The following is a 19838-nucleotide window of genomic DNA, read 5'->3' on the forward strand; positions in this document are numbered from 1 at the left end:
GGTACGGATCAGATCCTGACCCCGCCGGCCCGCAGATACGCCAGCGGGTCGACGTCCGAACCGAAGCCGGGCCCCGTCCGCACCTCGAAGTGCAGATGCGGGCCCGTGACGTTGCCCGTGGCGCCGGAGCGCCCGAGGCGCTGGCCGACGCCGACCGACTGCCCGGCCTTCACGGAGATCGCGGAAAGGTGCGCGTACTGGGAGTAGCGGCCGTCACCGTGCCGCACGACCACCTGGTAGCCGTACGAACCGCCCCACCCCGCGCTGACGACACGGCCGGCCGTGACCGACTTGACGGAGGTGCCGGTGGGGACGGGGAAGTCGACGCCGGTGTGGTAGCCCTTGGACCAGGAGGAGCCCGCCTGGTGGTAGGGCGTTCCGGTGGCGGCGTCGACCGGGGCCACGACGGCCCGCTGGGCGCTGCTTCCGCCCGCCTTGCTCTTGCCCGCCTCGGCCTTGCCGCTGTCGGAGGACGACTTCTTGGGCGCCTTCTGGGCCTTCTGCGCCTTCTGCTGCTCCTGCCGGTTCGGCTGCTCCGGCTCCCGCTTCTGCTCGGTCTGCTGCTTCCGCTCGATCTGCCGCTTCTCCTGCTTGTCCTGCTCGTTCTGCTTGTCCTGCTTGCTCGTCCGGGCGCCGGGCGCCTTGGTGGCCCCCTGGCCGCGCATCGAGAGCCGCTGACCGGGCAGGATCAGGTCGGGATCGGATCCGATCTCGCCGCGGTTGGCCTCGTACAGGCGCTGCCAGCCGCCCCGGACCTCGTGGGCGTCGGCGATGCCGGAGAGGGTGTCGCCGGTGACCACCGTGTACATCCGGGCCGTGCCCGCCCTGGACTGCGGTGTGGTCTGCGGCTGGACGTCCTTGACGGAGTCGGCCTTCTTGGCGGGCCTGACCGCGGACTCGCCGGCGGACTTCCCGCTCGACTTCTCGGCCCCCGCTCCCCCGGCCGGCCGGATGTCGGGCGTGTCGCCCCCGCGGGTCAGCCCGGCCCGCTGGGAGCACGCGGGCCAGGCACCGGGGCCCTGCGCGTCGAGCACCTTCTCGGCGACGGCGATCTGCTGGTCCTTGGTGGCCAGGTCGGCGCGCGGTGCGTACCGCGTGCCGCCGAATGCCTCCCAGGTGGACTGGGTGAACTGCAGGCCACCGTAGTAGCCGTTGCCGGTGTTGATGTCCCAGTCGTGGGTGGACTCGCAGGCGGCGACCTTGTCCCAGGTCGCCACGTCGGCCGCGTGGGCCGTGCCGGTACCGACGAGGGGCAGGGCCAGTCCCGCGCCCCCCGCGGTGACGGTCAGTGAGGCGCGGTTGATCCTGTTCGGCTGATACCGGCGGTGCCGGCCGCGTACGGCCATGGAGGTCCCCCTCGACATTGCGTCAGGAGCGGCAAAAGTAAGCGCCGCGAACAGGCCATGACAAGACGGCAACCGGCCGGTTGGCCACCCGAGTGGCCGGGATCGGGCGACCGTTGGCCCGATGCGGTGTCCGCCCACTGAGGCACCCGGTCCCTTCCGCCCGTACTGGAGTCCGCGAAGCGGAAAGTGCGACCGGCGTACCGGCACGTCAGCACGGTCGAGCACGTGAACCGGCCATACTGGCGGGCACCGGCACCACGCACACAGGCAACACAGGCACACAGGCACACAGGCACACAGGCACACAGATACGGCACCACGCACACAAGGCACGACGTACATAAGGCACCACGGACACCAAGGTCATTAGGAGCCAACCCAATGAGCACTACAGCGCAGATCGGCGTCACGGGTCTCGCGGTCATGGGCCGAAACCTCGCCCGCAACTTCGCCCGCAACGGATACACGGTCGCGGTGCACAACCGGACCGCGTCGCGCACGCACGCGCTGGTGGAGGAGTTCGGCAGCGAGGGCGTATTCGTCGCGACCGAGACCGCGAAGGAGTTCGTGGCGGCGCTGGAGCGGCCCCGCCGTCTGGTGATCATGGTGAAGGCCGGTGACCCGACCGACGCGGTCATCCGGGAGTTCGCCCCGCTCCTGGAGCCCGGCGACATGATCATCGACGGGGGCAACGCGCACTTCGCCGACACCCGGCGCCGGGAGCGCGAACTGCGCGAGCAGGGCATCCACTTCGTGGGCACCGGCATCTCGGGCGGCGAGGAGGGCGCGCTGAACGGCCCGAGCATCATGCCCGGCGGCTCGAAGGAGTCGTACGAGTCGCTGGGTCCGATGCTGGAGAAGATCTCGGCGAAGGCGGCGGACGAGGCGCCGTGCGTCACGCACGTCGGTCCCGACGGCGCCGGGCACTTCGTGAAGATGGTGCACAACGGCATCGAGTACGCCGACATGCAGCTGATCGGCGAGGCGTACCAGCTGCTGCGCGACGTCGCCGGGTACTCCCCCGGGCAGATCGCGGAGATCTTCCGGACCTGGAACACCGGCCGCCTGGACTCGTACCTGATCGAGATCACGGCGGAGGTGCTGTCGCACGTGGACACGGCGACGGGCAAGCCGTTCGTGGACGTGGTGGTCGACCAGGCGGAGCAGAAGGGCACGGGCCGCTGGACCGTGCAGATCGCCCTGGACCTGGGGGTGCCGGTGTCCGGCATCGCGGAGGCCGTCTTCGCCCGCTCCCTCTCCGGTCACGCGGCGCTGCGCGAGGCATCGCGCGGCCTGGCGGGCCCAAAGGCGGCGCCGCTCGGCGAGTCGGAGGCGGCCGCCTTCGCCGACCGTGTCGAGCAGGCGCTGTACGCGTCGAAGATCGTGTCGTACACCCAGGGCTTCCACGAGATCGCGGCGGGCAGCGAGGAGTACGGCTGGGACATCGACCTGGGCGCGGTCTCCGCGATCTGGCGCGGCGGCTGCATCATCCGCGCCGCCTTCCTGGACCGCATCCGCGCCGCGTACGACGCCCGGCCGGACCTGCCGAGCCTGCTGTCGGACGAGACGTTCGCCCAGGAGATCGCCGCCGCGCAGGACGACTGGCGCGAGGTCCTGGTCGCGGCGACCCGGCAGGGCGTACCGACCCCGGGCTTCGCCGCCGCCCTCGCCTACTACGACGCCCTGCGCGCCGAGCGTCTCCCGGCCGCGCTGACCCAGGGGCAGCGGGACTTCTTCGGGGCGCACACGTACCGCAGGACGGACCGGGACGGCGCGTTCCACACGCTGTGGGGCGGCGACCGGTCGGAGGTCACCGCGTAGTCCCTCTTCCCGTCCCAGGCGTGTCTCGCCTCTCTCCCCGGCTCAGGTGAGCGGTGGCCCCGGCTCGGGACTGGGCACGGGCTCGGGCCCCGGCGGGATCGGCGACGGCGCGGGCCCGGGCGGTCCCGGGGGGTCGGGCGGCGGCTGCGGGCCGGGGCCGGGAGGCGGAGGCGTGGGCTGCGGACCGGGGCCCGGAGGCTGAGGGGTCGGCTGCGGACCGGGACCCGGAGGCGGAGGGGTCGGTTCCGGGCCGGGGACCGGTGGCGTCGCCGGGTCGGGATGCGGCTGTGGGGGCTCCGGGTCCGGGCCGGGGGTGGGCCCCGGGGTGGGCCCGGGCGGGACGGGATCCGGATGCGGGTTCGTCATGGCGCTGTCCTCCGGCCAGTCGGTCGACGTCGGCTCTCTGGACTTGTCTCCCGCCTACCCGAGGGCGGCCGCCCCACTCACCCAGCCGTACGAACCCCGGGGCCCGGGCGGCCCAGCGGGGCCATGGATCCGGCGGGTCCGGCCGGTCCAGCAGGTCCGGCAGGTCCGGCAGGTCCAGGGCGCTCAGCGGGCCCGGGACGCCCCGCCGATCCGGGTCGCCCAGCGGATCAGGGGCACCCAGCGGACCCGGGGTGGCCAACGGGCCCGGGGTGGCCCAGGCGTGCCGCCACCGCCGCGGCGGCCAGTCCGGGCACGGGGCTGGCCAGCACGGGCACACGGACCGACGCCCTCTCCCCGGCCGGCGCCATGGACGCCTGAGCCAGAACGATCACGTCCGCGCCGGTCACGGCGTCGGCCGCCTCGGTCACCCGCCGCACGTAGCCCTCGGTGTCGCCGGCCTCGAACCGCGCCCAGGCGCCGTCCACCAGCCGGGTCCGCACCGTCACGGCACGGCCCGCGCGCCGGGCCTCCTCCTCGATCAGGGTCACCGTCGGAGCGAGCGTGGTCTCCAGGGCGGCGAGGACGAGCACACGCGGACCACTGGCCACCGCGGCGGCGGCCATGGGCCGGTCGACACGCAGGACCGGCACGCCGACCCCGGCTCGGGCCGCGGCCTCCTCGGCAACGCCGCCGATGGTGGAGCAGGTGCACAACACGGCGCCCGCCCCTTCCGCCACCGCCCGCCCCAGCACGGCCGCGACGGCGTCGGCCACCGCACCGGGCCCTTCGCTCCGCGCCCGCTCCAGCAGCCCGGCGTCGACGTGATGCCGCAGCACGAGCCCCGGATGCGCCGCGTCACGCAGCGCGTCGAAGACCGGAACGTGCACGGGCGAGGTATGCAGGAGCGCCAGCACACGCGCCCCCGTGGGTGTCTCGGACGTCACCGTCGGAGGTCGGATCAGAACCGTCCGGGGTGCGCCACGAGCCACTCCTTGGCCGCGCGCAGCAGCCCGGGCTCGGCGGCGGGCGCCTCGTCCGGGTGCCGTTCGGCCCACTTCACGACGTACGGGCACAGCGGGGCGACCGTGACGCCCTCCCGCCGTGCGATCCCGTACAGCTCACGTGCCAGGGACCCGGCGATGCCCCGGCCCTCGTGGGCCGGTTCGACGATCGTGTGAACGGGGACGAGAGCCTGCCCGGGGGCGTCCAGCACGAAGTACTCGATGCGGCCGACGACCTCTCCGGCCGCGACCGCCTCCAGCCGCCCGGCCGCCCGGTCGTCACGGATCTCGATGTCACTCACGGCCACACTCCTCGTTCCACGGGATCAGCAGGTCAGTACATCGGCACGTACGTCGGCGGTACGTCAGGACGACACGGCCTGAGGGCTGCGTTCCTGGTCCGACCCCGGTACCGGCTCGGACGCGTCGGTTCCCAGGGCGACGATACGGTTGTCGCCGTCCACGTGCACGACCCTGGGCTTCAAGGCCCGCGCCTCGGCATCGTCGACCTGGGCATAGCTGATGAGGATCACCAGGTCACCGGGGTGCACGAGGTGAGCCGCGGCCCCGTTGATCCCGATCACCCCGGACCCGCGCTCCCCCTCGATGACGTACGTCTCGAGCCGGGCCCCGTTGGTGATGTCCACGATGTGCACGAGCTCACCGGGCAGCAGATCGGCGGCGTCCAGCAGATCGGCGTCGATGGTCACCGAGCCGACGTAGTGCAGGTCGGCCTGGGTGACGGTGGCACGGTGGATCTTGGACTTGAACAGAGTACGCAGCATCTTTGGACTCCTGAAAGACGGCTCCCTGCCTGCTTTGTGCAGGTCAAGGGCGTCCTCAACCCTACACCGACAGCCCGTTCGATGTTTGTGAGGAACATCGCTCCGGCCGGACTGAGACGGCTTCCCGCCAGGGCTTTCCCTTCGCACCGGCGTCTGTTGGGACGACCGCCCCGGCACGCTCGGGGCCTCATGTTGACAGGATGCCGACTTATCCGATGGGCCATCAGGCATGCGGGAGACCCCTCTGCACACACGGACGACATGCGCCCGAGCACCATCGACCTGTCGGGCACCGACTTCGCTCTGACTCACGGAGCACGGCCCCTTCAGCCATCAACCGGTCGACGCTCGACCGTTCCGGAAGTCGGCTCGCTGGTTGCCGCCTGCCCGAGGCCCCTCGGCAGCGCGGAACTCGCGAGCAAGGCGGGGCCAAGGCACCGACGCCGGCCCGCCCGGGCCGAAGCCGAGGTCACACACCCCTGCGCACTTGCGTGCGACGCTCCTCCGCGGGGCGGCGGTTCGCCGGGGCGTCGCCGGTGACAGTGCGACCGATCGGCCCGGCTCGGCTCGGCTCGGTTCACGTTGCTCGTCCCCGTGCACGCTCAGGACGTGCCGGCGTCGAGCAGGGGGGTGCGGCAGGCCCGGGCCGGCCTGCCGACCGCACTGCGGATGGCCCCGGCCCGGTAGGTCTGCGCCTCTCCGGTCGCCTACGACTGCCGGAGCCGGGTGATGGACTTGTGCTCGACGTAGCCCGTGAGTCCGACCTTGCCGTACTCGCGGCCGAGGCCGCTGGCCCTGTAGCCGCCGAAGGGGCCGTCGAAGCTGATGGGCGAGCCGTTGACGGTGATGGTTCCGGTGCGCAGCTTGCGGGCGATGGCCAGGGCGTGCTCGGGGTCGGCGCTCCAGATGCCGCCTGAGAGGCCGTATTCGGAGTCGTTGGCGATGCGGACGGCGTCGTCCTCGTCGTCGTAGGCGATGACGGCCAGGACCGGGCCGAAGATCTCCTCCTGGGCGATGCGCATGGAGTTGTCGACGTCGGCGAAGAGGGTCGGGGTGACGTAGTTGCCCCTTTCCAGACCCTGGGGGACGTGCGGGCCGCCGGTGACCAGGCGGGCGCCCTCCGCCATGCCGATGTTGATGAAGTCGATGACGCGCTGCTGCTGGTCGGGGCGGATCATCGGGCCGATGAAGGTGTCGGGGGCGGAAGGGTCGCCGACCTTCAGCGATTCGACCATGTCCTTGAGCGCGGCGACGACCTCTTCGTAACGCTCGCGGGGGACCAGGATGCGGGTCTGCAGGATGCAGGCCTCGCCGTTGTTGCCGAGGGAGCCGAAGCGCAGGCCCTGTACGGCGGCGTCCAGGTCCGCGTCCTCCAGGATCAGAGCCGCGGACTTGCCGCCCAGTTCCAGGCTGACCCGCTTGAGATGCTCGCCGGCGATGGAGGCTATGCGCCGGCCGGCCCGCGTGGAGCCGGTGAAGGCGATCTTGTCGACGTCCGGGTGGGAGACGAGGTACTCGCTGGTCTCGCGGTCGGCGGGAAGGATGCTGAGCACGCCCGTGGGAAGCCCGGCCTCGTGCCACAGGTCCGCCAGCAGCATCATGCTGAGGGAGTTCTCCGGGGAGACCTTCAGAACAACCGTGTTGCCGGCCAGCAGGGCCGGGATCAGCTTGGCGGTGGCGGCGGAGAACGGCGAGTTCCACGGGATGACCGCGGCGACCACGCCGATCGCCTCACGCCGCACGATGGTGTCGAAGGCCACCGACGGGTCGGAGGGTTCGACCACCTCCTCCCAGCCGAACTCCTCGGCCGCCTTGAGATAAGCGTTGACCTGGCGGGTCAGGAAGGGCTGGCCGGCCTTGGTGAACCAGCCGGCCGAGCCGTTCTCGACGGAGATCGCCGCGGCGGCCTCGTCGGCGCGGGCGGTGCGCAGGGCGTCGTAGCGCCGGATGATCTCCTGCCGCTCCTCGGGCGTGGTACGCGGCCAGGGGCCGTGGTCGAAGGCCGCGCGGGCGGCGGCGACGGCCGCGTCCACGTCGGCGGGTGCCGCCTGGGCCACGCGGCCCAGCACCGACTGGTCGTGGGGGGAAAGGATGTGGAGCAGCTCCGGGTTGCTGGGGGTGACCCAGGAACCGCCGATGTAGAGCCGGTCGCGAACAGTCATGTCTGCGATTCCTTCGTGTGAAACGTGGTGGGTCCGGGGTCCGGGGCGGGAGTGCGTCGCGGGCGATGCCGCAGGGGTGGAGGAGTCGCCGGGAGCGAGCGGGTGTCCGCGCTGTCGCCGGGGCCGTGGTCGCGTGCAGTCGGGCAGGCGACCGACGGCACGCGAAGCTGCAGGGTCGTTACGCGGTCTGGTGGTCGGTGGAGCGGCTCGCTTCGGCCCAGGTCTCGGCCTCGGCCAGGCGAGCCTTTTCCGCGCTGACAGCGATTTCCAGGGCGTCGCTGCCGAGCAGGAGCCGGCGCGGGGGCTCGGGCGCGTCCACGGCGGCGATGACCGCCCGGGCCATTCGGGCGGGGTCGCCGGGCTCGTTGCCGCTGTAGGCCGCAAACTGCTCCAGCCATGCGCCGACCGACTGCTGATAGTCAGGAGCGATGGGTCCGGACGGCTTCGCGGCGCCGGCGGCCCAGCCGGTGCGGATACCACCCGGCTCCACGATGATCACCTTGATGCCGAAAGGGGCCACCTCGTTCGCCAGCACCTCGGAGAAGCCCTCGACTCCGAACTTTGCTGTCTGGTAGGCGCTGAGCCCGGGCGTGCCGCCGACCCGGCCGCCGATGGACGAGATCTGCACGAAGTGCCCGGACCGCTGGCCACGCAGTACGGGCAGGGCAGCCCGGGTCACGTTGATCACACCGAACAGGTTCGCCTCGACCTGTGCCCGGAACTCGTCCTCCGGGAAGTCCTCGATCGAACCGCTGGTGGCGTAACCCGCATTGTTCACAACGACGTCCACGGTGCCGAATCGCTCGACTGCGGCCGCCACCACGCCCCGAGCCTCGGACCGCGACGTGACATCCAGCGCCACGGTCTCCAGCCGCTCCGGATACGTCGCCTTCAGATCAGCCAGAGCCTCCGGCCTGCGGGACGTCGCGACGACTCGGTCACCGTCCTCAAGAGCCTGAAGAACCAGGGCCCTGCCCAGCCCCTGGGAACCACCGGTGATCAATCAAGTCCGTGACATGGCGTGCTCCTCATCATCTCGCCGTCTCTTGCCGCCCTTCAGGGTGCAATCCCAATGTAGCTGTTTCATCGTTAACTGCAACATGAATGTTGCAGTAAATAGATGAGATGCATCGCACGATCGGATGATGGTGCTGCAATCACCACTGCTGGATAGAATCGCCGGACCATGAGAGCCGATGCCGCACGCAACCTGTCCTCCGTTCTCCGCACCGGGGCCCGCCTCCTGGCGGAGGATCCGAGCACGTCGATGGCGGCCATCGCCGCTGCGGCAGGCGTCGACCGCACCACCGTTCATCGCCGCTTCGCGAATCGTGAGGCGCTGCTGCGCGCCGTCTTCCAGGCCAAACTCGACTCGGCCGAGCGGGTGTTGGACGAGGCGCGGCTGACCGAGGCCCCGGTGCCGGTCGCTCTCCACCGCTATCTGGAAGGGATCGTCCCGGTCAGCCGCGAGTGGCCTGTCGACACGCGCCGCATGATGCAGAAGGACCCCGAAGCCAGCGCTCGCCGTGAAACGCAGAGTGCGCGCCTGAGTACCTTCATCCAGCGCGCTTGCGATGAGGGCTACCTGCGCGCCGATATCGATGCGGCCTGGGCACGCGCGGTCCTCGACGCACTCGTCGACAGCATCGCCCACCGCTTCCCGGCAGTGGACCCCCCGCAGGCGGCCGACCTCGTCGCGGACGCCTTCCTGCGCGGCCTCGGCGCGACCTGACCCTGCGGGTGAGCCGGTCGCCGGCGCCCCAGACCCGCGCCCTTGATCAGCCTGCTTCGGTCAGGGCCGCGTGGGCAGCGGCGAGGATCTCTTCGGAGAGCGGGGAGCCGTTGGTGGCCCGGGACAGGACCAGCGCTCCGAACAGGGTGCAGAGGCGGACGATGCCGTCCTGGTCGTCGGTCGCGAGGAAATCGGCGAAGTCGGCCACCCCCTCGGTATAGACGCGACGGGCCTCACGTCCCCCGCCCTCGCGCGCGACGTCGGATGCCAGGGCTGCGACCGGACAGCCGTCCGCCGGGCCGTCGCGGTGCTCGACGGAGAGGTAGGTGCCGATCAGCACCTGCTGGGCGACGTCCCGCCGCCCTTCATATCGCTCAAGTCCCTCGGCGTAGCGCCCGGCGAGCTCGGCGAAGGCGTGGGCGGTCGCCTCGTCGACGAGCGCCTCCTTGGATGCGAACTGCTTGTAGAACGCGCCGTGGGTCAGACCGGCTGCCTTCATCAGGTCGGCGACGCTGACCTGCGTGCCCTGCTCCCGGAACAGCCGGGAGGCGGTGTCCACCACACGCCTGCGGTTCTCCTCCGCCTGTGCATGCGATACGCGACCCATGACCACCTCCCGTTTGGATGTCGACTGGCATCTATTGTAGACCCGTGTTTAGATTGCCTTCATAATCTAATTCGCTGCGGGTGCCAACAGTGCCCGCCAGGACCAGGAGTGGGCATGGAACTGAAGAACACGGTCGCGGTCGTCACCGGCGCCAACCGGGGGCTCGGGCGACACCTGGCAGCCCAGCTCGTCGAGCGCGGCGCGAAGGTCTACGCGGCTGCCCGACGCCCCGAGACGGTCGATGTGCCGGGCGTCGTCCCGCTGCGGCTGGACATCACGGACGAGGCGTCGATACGGAAGGCCGCCCGCGTGGCGTCCGACGCGACACTGCTGATCAACAACGCGGGCATCTCCACCGGCGCGACGCTGGTCGGAGGCGGCCTGGACGAGATACGTCACGAGATGGAGACCAACTTCTACGGGCCGCTCGTCGCGACCCGCGCCTTCGCCCCCGTCATCGAGGGCAACGGCGGCGGCGCCGTACTCAACGTCCTGTCCGCCCTCTCCTGGTTCCACCCGGCCGGCCTCGGCTCCTACGCGGCCTCCAAGGCCGCCGCCTGGGCGCTGAGCGACGCGACCCGTGAGGAGCTGGCGCCGCGCGGGATCTCCGTCTCGGCGCTGCATGTCGGTTACATGGACACCGACATGGCCGCCGCCGTGCCCGCCGATCAGAAGGTCGCCGCCGCCGACGTCGCGGCCCAGGCCCTGGACGGGATCGAGACCGGTCTGCCCGAGATCCTCGCCGACGAGACCAGCCGGTACGTCAAGCAGAGCCTGTCCGCGGCACCCCAGCCGACCGCGGGCTGACGCTCACCCCTCCACCCCAACGCGACCGCCTTCCCGCCCCTCGTGCAAGGCATCTCCCGCGTTGCACGACTTTCGGACATCGACCGGACTGCGCGTGTCCGAGTACGCGCTCGGCACCCGGACGAAGACGCCCTGCTCAACACGCGGCGTCGTCCATGAACTCCAACCACTCACGCACCGTACGCACGTAGCAGGCCACGATCTCGGTGATGGGCATCCGTTCGCCGGCAGCTCGCAGGCCCAGCTGAACGAGGTCCTGCGGCGGGCCGCGGCCTATCTGTCGCAAGCGCATCTGCCAGGCCCGCACGCCCCTGCGGGAGGCGGCCGGCCGGGCGTCCGGCGCGGCGGCCTCGAGCATGATCGACCGCCTGGTCCGCAACGCCGACGTCGCTCTCGCCGACCTGCGGGTCGGGCTCCGGCAGGCGGGCAGTACCGGCGGGCGCCGTGCGGTCCTCGCGCAGCAGTTGCAGGACGGTGCGGGTGCCGTGGAAGACACCCGTGGAGGTGGCACCGGTGACGGTGAGCCGGTCACCGGACTCCAGCTGTACCCCTCGGTCCCCGGGTTCCACTGCCCGGACGTGTCCTGGCGCAGCATGATGTCGCCGGGTCCTCCGTAGCCGCCCCCTGCGCTCAGCACCACCGGCGTCCTTCCGGTGACCCCACGCGGTTCGTCCGCGAACCTGCGGGCGTCCGCCCTGGTCCGGCGGTCGGCGTCGTCCAGCACGATGCGCGCGTGCCGGCCGAGCCGGAACTCTCCGGGCGCCGCCTGCCAGTCCCGCAGCGCGGGCAGCACCTGCGGGGCCGCCGCGGCGGCGGAGGTCTCCTGCGGCGACTGAGCGACGGCGGGCGACACGGGGAGCGGGGTGGCCGCGAGGCCGAGCACCGCCCCGATCGGCCCGGCCGCTCCCCGACGTCCTCAGGGGCGGTCCGAGAGCCCTTATTCCGAACATGTCCGTCTCTCCTGCGTCTCGTCACTCCAGTGGTGGGGCGCGCCCCGTGCTCACGGGTACGCGCCGTGGGCCGCTCCGCCCCACGCCGGTGGGGCGGAGCGGGTCGTACCTGCCGGAACAGGCCGGTCGTCACCGGCCACGTGCGCCGGCGTCACCGACCAGATCCCGGTATCCCGGGGAGGTGTTCTGACCTGCGGGGACGCCGCCGAATACGGTGCCCTGGTTCACGAGTTCGACCGAGTCGGGTCCGGCGCCGGACTGCTCGGCGGTGACCGCCAGTGCGATGGTGTTCGTGCCCCGTGCCCTGAGGAATCCGCTGGGGACGACGAACTCGTTCTGCGGCCCGACCCTGGCCGGCGGCGTCCTCGCCACCTTCGCCGCGGGCGGCAAGGCGGCCGCCGCACCGGCCGCCGTCCAGGCCTACGATCCGCCCGCCAAGCGCACCCGGCTGGATCTCAACTCCGGCTGGAGGTTCCACAAGGGTGATGCCCCGGCGCCGAAGCGCCCGGCTTCGACGACGGCGCGTGGAGCGCCACCAGCGTGCCGCACACCTGGAACGCCGAGGACGGCGCGGACGGCGGCGACGACTACTACCGGGGTGTCGGCTGGTACCGCAAACACGTCACGGTGCCCGCGGACCTCTCGGGGAAGATGCTGTTCCTCCATTTCGCAGGGGCCAACCAGGTCGCCGACGTCTGGATCAACGGCACTCATGTCGGCCAGCACCGGGGTGGATACTCGCGCTTCCGGTTCGGCGTCACCAACATCCTCGTACCGGGCCAGGACAACGTCCTGGCGGTCAAGGTGACCAACGCCCATGCCCCGGACATCGCCCCCTGGACATGGACTACACCTTCCAGGGCGGCATCTACCGCAACGTCAGCCTCCACGCGGTCGACAAGCTCGCCGTGCGGATGCTCGACTACGCCGGCCCCGGCGTCTACCAGCGTCAGCGGAACGTCACGGCCTCGTCGGCCACCGTCGACGTCACCGCCAGGATCTTCAACAACCACGGCTCCAGCCGCTCCGTGCTGGTCCGCGCCGTGGTCAACGACGCCGACGGAAACGTCGTGGCCGACCGCAGCAGCACGCCGCGCACGGTCAGCGCGAACAGCGGAATCGACGTCGTGCAGACGCTCACCATCACCACTCCGCGTCTGTGGAACGGGCTGACCGACCCTCACCTGTACAAGACCAGTGTCGAGATCCGGGACGCGGCGGCCGGAGCGGTCACGGACGTGGTCACCGAGCCGCTCGGCCTGCGCGCCTTCGGTCTCGACCCCGACACCGGCTTCTCGCTCAACGGCAAGCACCTGAGCCTGCACGGCGTCAACCTGCACCAGGACCGCATGGGCGACGGCTGGGCGATCAGCAACGCCGATTACGAGCAGGACTTCGCTCTGATCAGGGAGATCGGTGCCTCGGCGGTGCGGATGGCGCACTAGGCGTCCCGCAGAATCGCCTTCAGGATGCGGAATATGTTGACCTGATTCCCTCGACCGACACCGTCCGCCTCCAATGCATCCAGAAACGCTCCACCACGAGCGGCGTGACGGTATTGAGCTTCCGCGAACCCAGGCGCGGGAAGATGTGCACGTTGAGGGAGCTGCCAACGTGTTGGCCCGTGGGGTACTGGGTCATCTTCCGCTGCCGGGACCGCCACTCCTGCGCATACTCCGCCACCGTCTTCTGCCCCAGCTCGCGACGCGCCTCTGCCACAGACGGCGCCGTGCGCTTCTTCTCCGTATAGATCTGCGTCAGGCGCTCGATCGCATCGTCCTGCGTGCCGAAGCCGCCCTCCTCGGACTGCTTTCCCAGCCCGTTGCCGACACGGATCGTGTACGGATGCAGGCACGGGGACGGCCGGGCACAGACGCAGTCCTTGGCGAACGGCCCCATCCCCCGGACGAGCTGACGAGCCAAGAGACGCAACCTCCGAACGAGAGCCGGACATTCGCGTCCAGACCCCGCCACGGCGGCGGTCAGGTCAGCAAGTCAGGACGCCCCCGCGTCCGATGCTGACCATTTGCTGACCCGAGTGGCTCCAACATGCCCCTGACCTGCGCAAATTTCCAGATAGTAGATCTTGGACTTGAACATGGTGCGCAGCACTTTGGACTCCCGGGAAGACGGCTCCCTGCCTGCTTTCTGCAGGTCAAGGGCTTCTTTCACACCCTACAACGAGGCCCGTGTCCGGGCGGCTGTCCTGCGAGAGGCTTCGGTCCGGACGGGAGTCAGATGCGAAGGCGCTCGACCGGAAGTCGAGCCACGCGACGCCATGGGGCAACTGCCCCAGGCCCCCAGGCCCCCATGTCCCGCCTCGCCCGCACCACGCGTGCAGCGAGGGCAGCAAGTCTTCCCTCATGCAGTTGCAGACGCACGGAGCGACAGATGGGTGAAGCCGCTGACTGCTCCGCCGGGCCTGCGGACCGCCCGCCCCACCGGTCGCAGGTGCGGCAACCGGCCGGCAAGGGTCCAGAGGGCGATCTCTCCCGCCAGCCGGGAAACAATGAGATCTCAAGTCCCATGGCACCGTCAGCGGTGAGGTGACCGGGCTGGGAACTCCGTGCGAGGTCGAAGCGGGCGGGATCGGGAAACCGGCGGGGATCGCGGTGAGCCGCGGCGAGCATCACCAGAACGCGGCTGTGAGGCGGCAGGGAGTGACCTGCCACCTCGGCCTGCTCGGAGGCAATGCGCAGGACGAACTGGCGTGGAGGATCAAAGCGCAGGATCTCGTTGACCGCCTTGGTCGTGAGGTGCGGGGCTGTTCTGAGTGTCTTCCATTGGTCAGGGCGCGCCGCGAGTGCGGCTGTCGCGTTGCCGATCAGGCAGACCGCGGTCTCCAGGCCGGAGGTGATCAGAGTCCTACAGACTGCGGCGATCTCTTCCAGACCCAACTTGTCGGAGGCCATGCCTGACCGCCCCGGGTTCGTCGCCGGCGTCTCCTGACGGCCGTACCGTTGTACGTGTTCGATCAGTCTGGTCACGTCATTCCCTGTGTCGTTTCCGCCTCGGGGAGCGGTCAGTCGGCTGATCAGGTCGCCTCCAGGACTCTGCCGCCGCTCACTTTCCGATGGGATCACCAGGGCTGCCAGGTCCTCGTGCGCATCCTTGACTGCTTCCGTCCGGACCGCTGAGGGCGTCGCGTGGACGGGGCGACCGAGGACGTCACACATGTCAGCGAAGTGCTCCGAGGCGGCTGATGGAACACCGAGCATCTCACTGAGGCATGCCACAACCAGTGGAAAGGCGAAGTCGTCCACAAGGTCTATGGAGTCGGCATCAGCGTGCCGGCGAAGCAGGTCATGAGCGGCGGTGTCGATTCGGGTGGCGGACCGATGCAGAGCTGGGTGCAGCAACGGCCCGGCGATGGCGTACGCCTCGTCGGATCGCTTCGCCGATGACCAGCGTCCCTCAGTGCGAGTCGGCTCCGAACGCGCGGGCGCGCACGTGGCCGCGGGGCGGGTGGGTGACTCGCAGGTCGAGAAGCGTGGGTCCTGAAGGACTTGGCGACAGCCGTCGTACGAGAGGACGGCGAACAGTCCCGTGCGGCTGCGGTGGACCGGCCCCTGAACACGCATCTGCTCGTACAACGCATAGGCGTCACCCCGGAAGTCCGGCGCGATGAGCTTGGCTACAGGGTCACCGGTGCGGGCCAGAAGCCTCGTCCTCATGCTGTGCAGCCCGAGGGTGCCGGCGCAAGACGGCTCGACGTCGTTGGGGCGGTTGTTCATGGTCTTCCCCTCAGCAAGCGACTTCAGGCAGGGCGCTGGACACGGCTGACATCCGCGGGCGTCTGGAGCTACGGGGTCGTCGTGGATACGAGTTCTGCCAGGTTGGCGGCAGGGCCTGAGCGACACGTTCCGCAGGGGTGCGGTGGTGGGAGTGATCAGGACGGTGTGACGCCGCGGCTCGCGTTGCTACTCACCACCTGAGTCAACGGTATCCCATGTGAGACGTGAACGTTTCAAGCGAACCGTAAACGACTCACTCTTTGCTCACATCGCGCACTCCTTCCGGAGCGAGGCCGTTCCGCTGGTGCGGGGCTTGCAGGCGCCGGCGGTGGAGCCACTTCGGTAGTCCCGGGGCCTCGAGGAAGCCCTCCGCGCGGGCTGATGCCAGTCCTATGCGGGGCAGGTCGGCGCTCTTCTCGAAGAGGAGGAAGCGCGGTTCCCAGATCGGGCGGTACTTCGCGTTGGCGCGGTAGAGGGACTCGATCTGCCACCAGCGGGAGAAGAAGCTCAGCAGCGATCGCCACAGGCGTAGTACCGGTCCGGCGCCGAGCCGTGCTCCGCGCTCGAACACCGAGCGGAACATCGCGAAGTTCAGGGACACTTGGGTGGTGTCGATCTCGTCTGCCCGGCGCAGCAGTTCGATGACCATGTACTCCATCAGGCCGTTGTCGGAGTCGCGGTCGCGGCGCATCAGGTCGAGGGAGAGCCCCTGAGGGCCCCATGGCACGAACGACAGCAGGGCCCGCAGCGTGCCCTCGGCGTCGTGGCATTCGACCATCACGCACCGCCCGTCCTCCGGGTCCCCGAGCCGGCCCAGCGCCATGCTGAACCCGCGCTCGGTCGCACCGTCGCGCCAGTCGTCGGCACGCTCGACAAGACGCGCCATCTCATCGGTGGGGATGTCCTCGTGGCGCCGGACGCGGACGGTGCAGCCGGCTCACCTCACCCGGTTGTGGGCCTGCCGGACGGCGCGCATGGCGCGGCCCTCCAAAGTGAAGTCGGCGACGTCGACGATGGCCTCATCGCCGAGTTCCAGTGCGTCCAGGCCGTGCCGGGCATAGACGGTGCCTGCTTCCTCGCTCGCGCCCATGACGGCCGGCACCCAGCCGTGTGCGCGTGCTTCGGCGAGCCACGGGGTGATGGCGCCCGGCCAGGCCTCCGGGTCACCGATCGGGTCCCCGGATGCCAGCGACACACCGCCCACCACGCGGTAGGCGACTGCGGCCTTCCCGGTCGGGGACCACACCGCGCTCTTGTCCCGGCGCAGTGAGAAGTAGCCGAGGGAGTCGCGCTCTCCGTGGAGCTCCAGCAAGGTCCGCAGCCGGTCCTCATCGTTCTCGGTGAGCGGGTCGACGGCGCGGCGGGCGCGGAACGCGGCGTAGGCGACAGCGATGACGACCGCGGTGCCCAGCATGTTGACGGTGACGTTGGCCCAGTGCGGGACGGCGATCCCCGGGAAGCGCGACTTGTCCACCGTGACCGTGATCAGCTGCCACGCACCGTAGCGCCAGCGCTCTGTAAGGGCGGGACGGTCCGCGTGGGGAGCCTGGTTGGTGGCGGTGACCAGCAACCAGGCGAGCAGTGAAGCCGTGGCCAGCCCACCGACGGCCACGACGGCGGCGAGCTTGGGGTTGGAGCGGTCTCCCTTGGCGTAGAACTCTCGCCGTCCTGCCAGCAGCGCGACGACGAACGCGGCAGTGAAAAGAAGTGAGATCCAGTTCTGCGGGTGCCGCCGCCACTGCGGGAAGATCATGGCGAAGCAGACGAGCGCCAGGAACAGCCCGCCGAGCGCCAGGTTGAGGATCCATGCCGCGCGTTTGCGGCGCCGCATCGTCACCGCGAGGAAGGCCGTGACCACGCCGGAGGCGAATCCGGCGGTCAACAAGTACGGCGTGAACAGATCCTGTTGGTTGTGCCGTCGCAAGTCCTGGCCGAGGGAGACCCATATGGCGCTGAGGAAGTTGACGAACGCAACAACCCGTAGGTACCAGACAGCACATGAGGCGGCCCGTCGCGACAGCGGGGACTCTCCGTCTGCGGTGGTCTGGAGTGTGGCGGGCCGGTTGCTCATGGTCTCTTCCTGGGCGTGTTGTCAGGGGCTGGGCACTGGGTGGAGTCGTTGCCGTCGGACGCCGGCGTGTCCCAGCAGGTACTGAGGTGGCTGAGTGGCGGCGCCGGGCCTGTGGTGCTGGCGCGGCCCAGGCCGTCCGTCGGACCCCTTCGTGTCGGCCGGGGGCGTGGACCGGACGGGATTCCAGCCGGTCCGCTCCGTCTCGCCCTCTGCGTCCGAGCCACGGGCAATGCGGGCCCCAAGCCTCGAGGCCCGCGTTGCCGGCTCAGCTTCCGTCTGCGGCAGCAGGTGCTGTGTCCGCTGTTCTGTCCGTGCGTTCAGTGCTGGACGGGTTCGTTGGTCAGCTTCTGGCCGCGCAGCAGGAACCAGGCGACGGCTGAGGCGAGCAGCAGCAGGCCGGCGCCGACGCCCGCGGCGAGTGCCACGCCGTCGACGAAGGACTCGCGTGCTGCCTGCAGCAGCGCCGCGGCCGCGTCGGCGGGCATGTGCACGGCGGCCACGACGGCTCCGGCCAGCGATTCGTGTGCCGCTTCCGGGGTTCCGGCCGGTCCGGTGAAGTCCTGGTAGATGTTGGTGACGACCGACCCCAGCAGGGCGATGCCCAGAGCGGTGCCCAGTTCGTAGGCCGTCTCCGAGACCGCCGAGGCTGCGCCGGCCTGTTCCTTGGGGACGGCGGTGAGGATGATGTCGGAGGTGATCGTGAACGACAGTCCGGCGCCGAAGCCGACGACCAGCAGGGTGGTTCCGATCAGCGGGTAGCCGGTGGACTGGGTGATCGTGGTCAGCGCGGCCAGCGAAAGACCGATGACGGCCAGCCCGCTGGAGACCACCGCGCGCACCGAGAGACGTCGTGCCGCGGCGCCGGCGACCAGGCCGGCCACGACCGCGCCCGCGGCGGCCGGCAGTTCGGCGATGCCCGCTTCGATGGGCCGCCGGTCCTGGACGAGCTGCAGGTACTGGGAGAGGAAGAACAGCAGGCCGGAGAGCCCGAGAATGGTCAGTACGTTCGCCAGGACGGCGCCGCTGAAGCCGCGGTTGCGGAACAGCCGGACGTCCACCAGCGGGACGGGCAGGGTGTGCTGGCGCCGGACGAAGCCGTAGAGAGCGGCCGCACCGAGCACGCCTGCCGCGAGGGTGAGCCAGGCGAACCCCTCGGCCGCGGCCTCCTTGATGCCGTAGACGACACCGACCATGCCGATCAGCGACAGGAAGACACTCGGCATGTCCCACGGCCCCGGGGAGGGGTTGCGCGATTCCGGCAGCATCTTGACCCCGACAATGACCAGCAGAGCCATCACGGGCAGGTTGATCAGGAAGACCGAGCCCCACCAGAAGTGCTCCAGCAGCACACCGCCCACGATCGGGCCGACCGCCATGCCCGCCGAGGCGGCGGCGCTCCAGATACCGATGGCGAGGCTGCGCTCACGCGGGTCGTGGAAGAGGTTGCGGATCAACGCGAGCGTGGAGGGCATCAGCGTGGCGCCGGCGACACCGAGCAGCGCCCGGGCGACGATCATCATCTCGGGGGTCTGCGCGTAGGCGTTGAGTACGGAGACCAGGCCGAACGCGGTCGCTCCGATCAGCAGCAGGCGCTTGCGGCCGATGCGGTCGCCCAGGCTGCCCATGGAGATGAGCAGGCCGGCGATCACGAACGAGTAGGCGTCGCCGATCCACAGCAGCTGGGTACCCGAAGGCTGCAGGTCCTCGCTGAGGTAGGGCGTGGCCAGGCCGAGAACGGTGGCGTCCACCGCGACGAGCAGCACGGCCAGGACCAGGACGCCCAAGGCGATCCAGCGGCCCGGCACCTGCTCTGTGCTGCCCTGCTCAGCCGTACGCAGGGGATGGGTCATGATGCGTCCCTTCGCATCGTGCCGCCGAGCAGCAGCTCGGCGATCATGTGAGTGAAGTCGTTGCGGGCCGCCCGGCCCTCGATGACGGCCCAGCCGCCGGCGGCCAGCAGGCCGTACAGGGCCTCGGTGAGCCACACCGCGCTCAGGTCGATGCGGAACTCGCCGCTCTCCTGGCCCCGGCGGAACAGTTCGGTGAGCCGGGCGTCGATACGGGACCAGCCCGCGTGCTGCCCCTCGCCCTCGAAGAGCTGGTTTTCCGAGTAGAGGAAAGCGAGCAGGCTCGTACAGGGCTCCAGGGCACGGACCAGGCGGCGCACCGCCTCTTCGGCCGTCCCTTCCGCCAGGCGGGCCGCGTCCAGAGCCGCTTCGCACTCTGCGATACCGAGGTCCTCCAAGGCGCGCACCAGGGCGTCGCGTCCGGAGAAGTGACGGTTCAACGTCGCCCTGCTGATCCCGGCAGCCCGGGCGACCTCTTCCGTGGTCGCCGTGGCCTTGCGCGTCAGCAGATCGGCAGCTGCACGCAACACATGATCACGATCGAAGCTCATGAGTCAACAGTAACTCATGTGAGACGTTCATGTCTCATTGGCTACATCAACGTCTCTT

17 protein-coding genes and 3 pseudogenes are annotated in these 19838 nt (G+C 70.2%); 5 read left to right on the forward strand and 15 right to left on the reverse strand.

The features are described from left to right. Positions 1-8: 8 nt before the first annotated feature. Positions 9-1346: a transglycosylase family protein gene (locus Sco07f_RS22850; RefSeq protein WP_108989017.1), complete on the reverse strand. Its 1338-nt coding sequence runs from the start codon at positions 1344-1346 to the stop codon at positions 9-11. Positions 1347-1727: 381 nt separating this feature from the next. Here Sco07f_RS22850 and gnd point away from each other — a divergent pair, with 381 nt between their 5' ends. Next, positions 1728-3167 (forward strand): NADP-dependent phosphogluconate dehydrogenase, encoded by a 1440-nt coding sequence (gene gnd, locus Sco07f_RS22855; RefSeq protein ID WP_108989018.1) that lies wholly within the window; start codon positions 1728-1730, stop codon positions 3165-3167. 593 nt (positions 3168-3760) lie between these two features. Here the strand turns inward: gnd and Sco07f_RS22860 are convergent. The 5 genes from Sco07f_RS22860 to Sco07f_RS22880 form a co-directional block, all read right to left on the reverse strand. After that, a complete protein-coding gene (locus tag Sco07f_RS22860) occupies positions 3761-4447 on the reverse strand; it encodes an aspartate/glutamate racemase family protein (RefSeq protein ID WP_108989019.1) in 687 nt (228 codons plus the stop codon). A 44-nt stretch (positions 4448-4491) separates the two neighbouring features. After that, entirely contained in the window at positions 4492-4836 is a 345-nt protein-coding gene (locus tag Sco07f_RS22865; protein WP_167468179.1) for a GNAT family N-acetyltransferase, read from the reverse strand. 63 nt (positions 4837-4899) lie between these two features. Next, complete coding sequence (gene panD / locus Sco07f_RS22870) at positions 4900-5319, reverse strand: aspartate 1-decarboxylase (RefSeq protein ID WP_007389240.1); 420 nt, start codon at positions 5317-5319, stop codon at positions 4900-4902. A 707-nt stretch (positions 5320-6026) separates the two neighbouring features. Next, positions 6027-7481 carry an aldehyde dehydrogenase gene (locus Sco07f_RS22875; protein ID WP_108989020.1) on the reverse strand — a complete coding sequence of 485 codons (1455 nt, stop codon included), beginning with the start codon at positions 7479-7481 and terminating at the stop codon, positions 6027-6029. Between the two features lie 178 nt (positions 7482-7659). Next, the gene (locus Sco07f_RS22880; RefSeq protein ID WP_244942114.1) at positions 7660-8484 is read right to left on the reverse strand and encodes an SDR family NAD(P)-dependent oxidoreductase; all 825 of its coding nucleotides are present in this window, start codon (positions 8482-8484) and stop codon (positions 7660-7662) included. A gap of 183 nt (positions 8485-8667) precedes the next feature. On the opposite strand from Sco07f_RS22880, the gene Sco07f_RS22885 reads away from it, so the two are divergent. Continuing rightward, entirely contained in the window at positions 8668-9213 is a 546-nt protein-coding gene (locus Sco07f_RS22885; protein ID WP_087788587.1) for a TetR/AcrR family transcriptional regulator, read from the forward strand. 46 nt (positions 9214-9259) lie between these two features. Here Sco07f_RS22885 and Sco07f_RS22890 read toward each other — a convergent pair whose 3' ends face one another. Further along, positions 9260-9820: a TetR/AcrR family transcriptional regulator gene (locus Sco07f_RS22890; RefSeq protein WP_108989021.1), complete on the reverse strand. Its 561-nt coding sequence runs from the start codon at positions 9818-9820 to the stop codon at positions 9260-9262. A gap of 114 nt (positions 9821-9934) precedes the next feature. On the opposite strand from Sco07f_RS22890, the gene Sco07f_RS22895 reads away from it, so the two are divergent. Then, positions 9935-10627 carry an SDR family oxidoreductase gene (locus tag Sco07f_RS22895; protein ID WP_108989022.1) on the forward strand — a complete coding sequence of 231 codons (693 nt, stop codon included), beginning with the start codon at positions 9935-9937 and terminating at the stop codon, positions 10625-10627. A 136-nt stretch (positions 10628-10763) separates the two neighbouring features. On the opposite strand, the gene Sco07f_RS40185 is transcribed toward Sco07f_RS22895, so the two are convergent. The 3 genes and pseudogenes from Sco07f_RS40185 to Sco07f_RS22905 form a co-directional block, all read right to left on the reverse strand. Continuing rightward, entirely contained in the window at positions 10764-10985 is a 222-nt protein-coding gene (locus tag Sco07f_RS40185; protein ID WP_167468171.1) for a hypothetical protein, read from the reverse strand. A gap of 127 nt (positions 10986-11112) precedes the next feature. Then, positions 11113-11510: pseudogene (locus Sco07f_RS40740) on the reverse strand (glycoside hydrolase family 20 zincin-like fold domain-containing protein); the annotation flags it as partial. A 196-nt stretch (positions 11511-11706) separates the two neighbouring features. Next, positions 11707-11967, reverse strand: coding sequence for a beta galactosidase jelly roll domain-containing protein (locus Sco07f_RS22905; protein WP_244942115.1), 261 nt, complete (start codon positions 11965-11967; stop codon positions 11707-11709). A gap of 150 nt (positions 11968-12117) precedes the next feature. Here Sco07f_RS22905 and Sco07f_RS40745 point away from each other — a divergent pair. Together Sco07f_RS40745 and Sco07f_RS40750 are read left to right on the forward strand one after the other, a co-directional pair. Then, a pseudogene (locus Sco07f_RS40745) lies at positions 12118-12339 on the forward strand (glycosyl hydrolase 2 galactose-binding domain-containing protein); the annotation flags it as partial. An 80-nt stretch (positions 12340-12419) separates the two neighbouring features. Beyond that, on the forward strand, positions 12420-13022 hold the full coding sequence (locus tag Sco07f_RS40750; protein WP_244942116.1) for a glycoside hydrolase family 2 TIM barrel-domain containing protein: 603 nt from the start codon (positions 12420-12422) through the stop codon (positions 13020-13022). Positions 13023-13041: 19 nt separating this feature from the next. On the opposite strand, the gene Sco07f_RS22915 is transcribed toward Sco07f_RS40750, so the two are convergent. The 5 genes and pseudogenes from Sco07f_RS22915 to Sco07f_RS22935 form a co-directional block, all read right to left on the reverse strand. After that, positions 13042-13500 (reverse strand): hypothetical protein, encoded by a 459-nt coding sequence (locus Sco07f_RS22915; protein ID WP_244942117.1) that lies wholly within the window; start codon positions 13498-13500, stop codon positions 13042-13044. Between the two features lie 311 nt (positions 13501-13811). Beyond that, positions 13812-15311 carry a cytochrome P450 gene (locus Sco07f_RS22920; protein ID WP_108989024.1) on the reverse strand — a complete coding sequence of 500 codons (1500 nt, stop codon included), beginning with the start codon at positions 15309-15311 and terminating at the stop codon, positions 13812-13814. Positions 15312-15564: 253 nt separating this feature from the next. After that, a pseudogene (locus Sco07f_RS22925) lies at positions 15565-17382 on the reverse strand (phosphatidylglycerol lysyltransferase domain-containing protein). 317 nt (positions 17383-17699) lie between these two features. Further along, the gene (locus Sco07f_RS22930; RefSeq protein ID WP_108989025.1) at positions 17700-19232 is read right to left on the reverse strand and encodes an MFS transporter; all 1533 of its coding nucleotides are present in this window, start codon (positions 19230-19232) and stop codon (positions 17700-17702) included. Continuing rightward, positions 19229-19780, reverse strand: a complete 552-nt coding sequence (locus tag Sco07f_RS22935; RefSeq protein ID WP_108989026.1) for a TetR/AcrR family transcriptional regulator — start codon at positions 19778-19780, stop codon at positions 19229-19231. Before Sco07f_RS22935 ends, Sco07f_RS22930 begins: the two co-directional genes overlap by 4 nt. Positions 19781-19838: the final 58 nt, after the last annotated feature.

Source organism: Streptomyces coelicoflavus (assembly GCF_003112555.1).
Taxonomy (GTDB): Bacteria; Actinomycetota; Actinomycetes; order Streptomycetales; family Streptomycetaceae; genus Streptomyces; species Streptomyces coelicoflavus.

Excerpts from the sequence above, each read along its gene's own strand:
- Sco07f_RS22875 (WP_108989020.1), bottom strand. The coding sequence starts at position 7,481 with ATGACTGTTCGCGACCGGCTCTACATCGGCGGTTCCTGGGTCACCCCC.
- Sco07f_RS22930 (WP_108989025.1), bottom strand. The coding sequence starts at position 19,232 with ATGACCCATCCCCTGCGTACGGCTGAGCAGGGCAGCACAGAGCAGGTG.
- Sco07f_RS40185 (WP_167468171.1), bottom strand. The coding sequence starts at position 10,985 with ATGCTCGAGGCCGCCGCGCCGGACGCCCGGCCGGCCGCCTCCCGCAGG.
- Sco07f_RS22850 (WP_108989017.1), bottom strand. The coding sequence starts at position 1,346 with ATGGCCGTACGCGGCCGGCACCGCCGGTATCAGCCGAACAGGATCAAC.
- gnd (WP_108989018.1), top strand. The coding sequence starts at position 1,728 with ATGAGCACTACAGCGCAGATCGGCGTCACGGGTCTCGCGGTCATGGGC.
- panD (WP_007389240.1), bottom strand. The coding sequence starts at position 5,319 with ATGCTGCGTACTCTGTTCAAGTCCAAGATCCACCGTGCCACCGTCACC.
- Sco07f_RS22920 (WP_108989024.1), bottom strand. The coding sequence starts at position 15,311 with ATGAACAACCGCCCCAACGACGTCGAGCCGTCTTGCGCCGGCACCCTC.
- Sco07f_RS22890 (WP_108989021.1), bottom strand. The coding sequence starts at position 9,820 with ATGGGTCGCGTATCGCATGCACAGGCGGAGGAGAACCGCAGGCGTGTG.
- Sco07f_RS22935 (WP_108989026.1), bottom strand. The coding sequence starts at position 19,780 with ATGAGCTTCGATCGTGATCATGTGTTGCGTGCAGCTGCCGATCTGCTG.
- Sco07f_RS40750 (WP_244942116.1), top strand. The coding sequence starts at position 12,420 with ATGGACTACACCTTCCAGGGCGGCATCTACCGCAACGTCAGCCTCCAC.
- Sco07f_RS22885 (WP_087788587.1), top strand. The coding sequence starts at position 8,668 with ATGAGAGCCGATGCCGCACGCAACCTGTCCTCCGTTCTCCGCACCGGG.
- Sco07f_RS22895 (WP_108989022.1), top strand. The coding sequence starts at position 9,935 with ATGGAACTGAAGAACACGGTCGCGGTCGTCACCGGCGCCAACCGGGGG.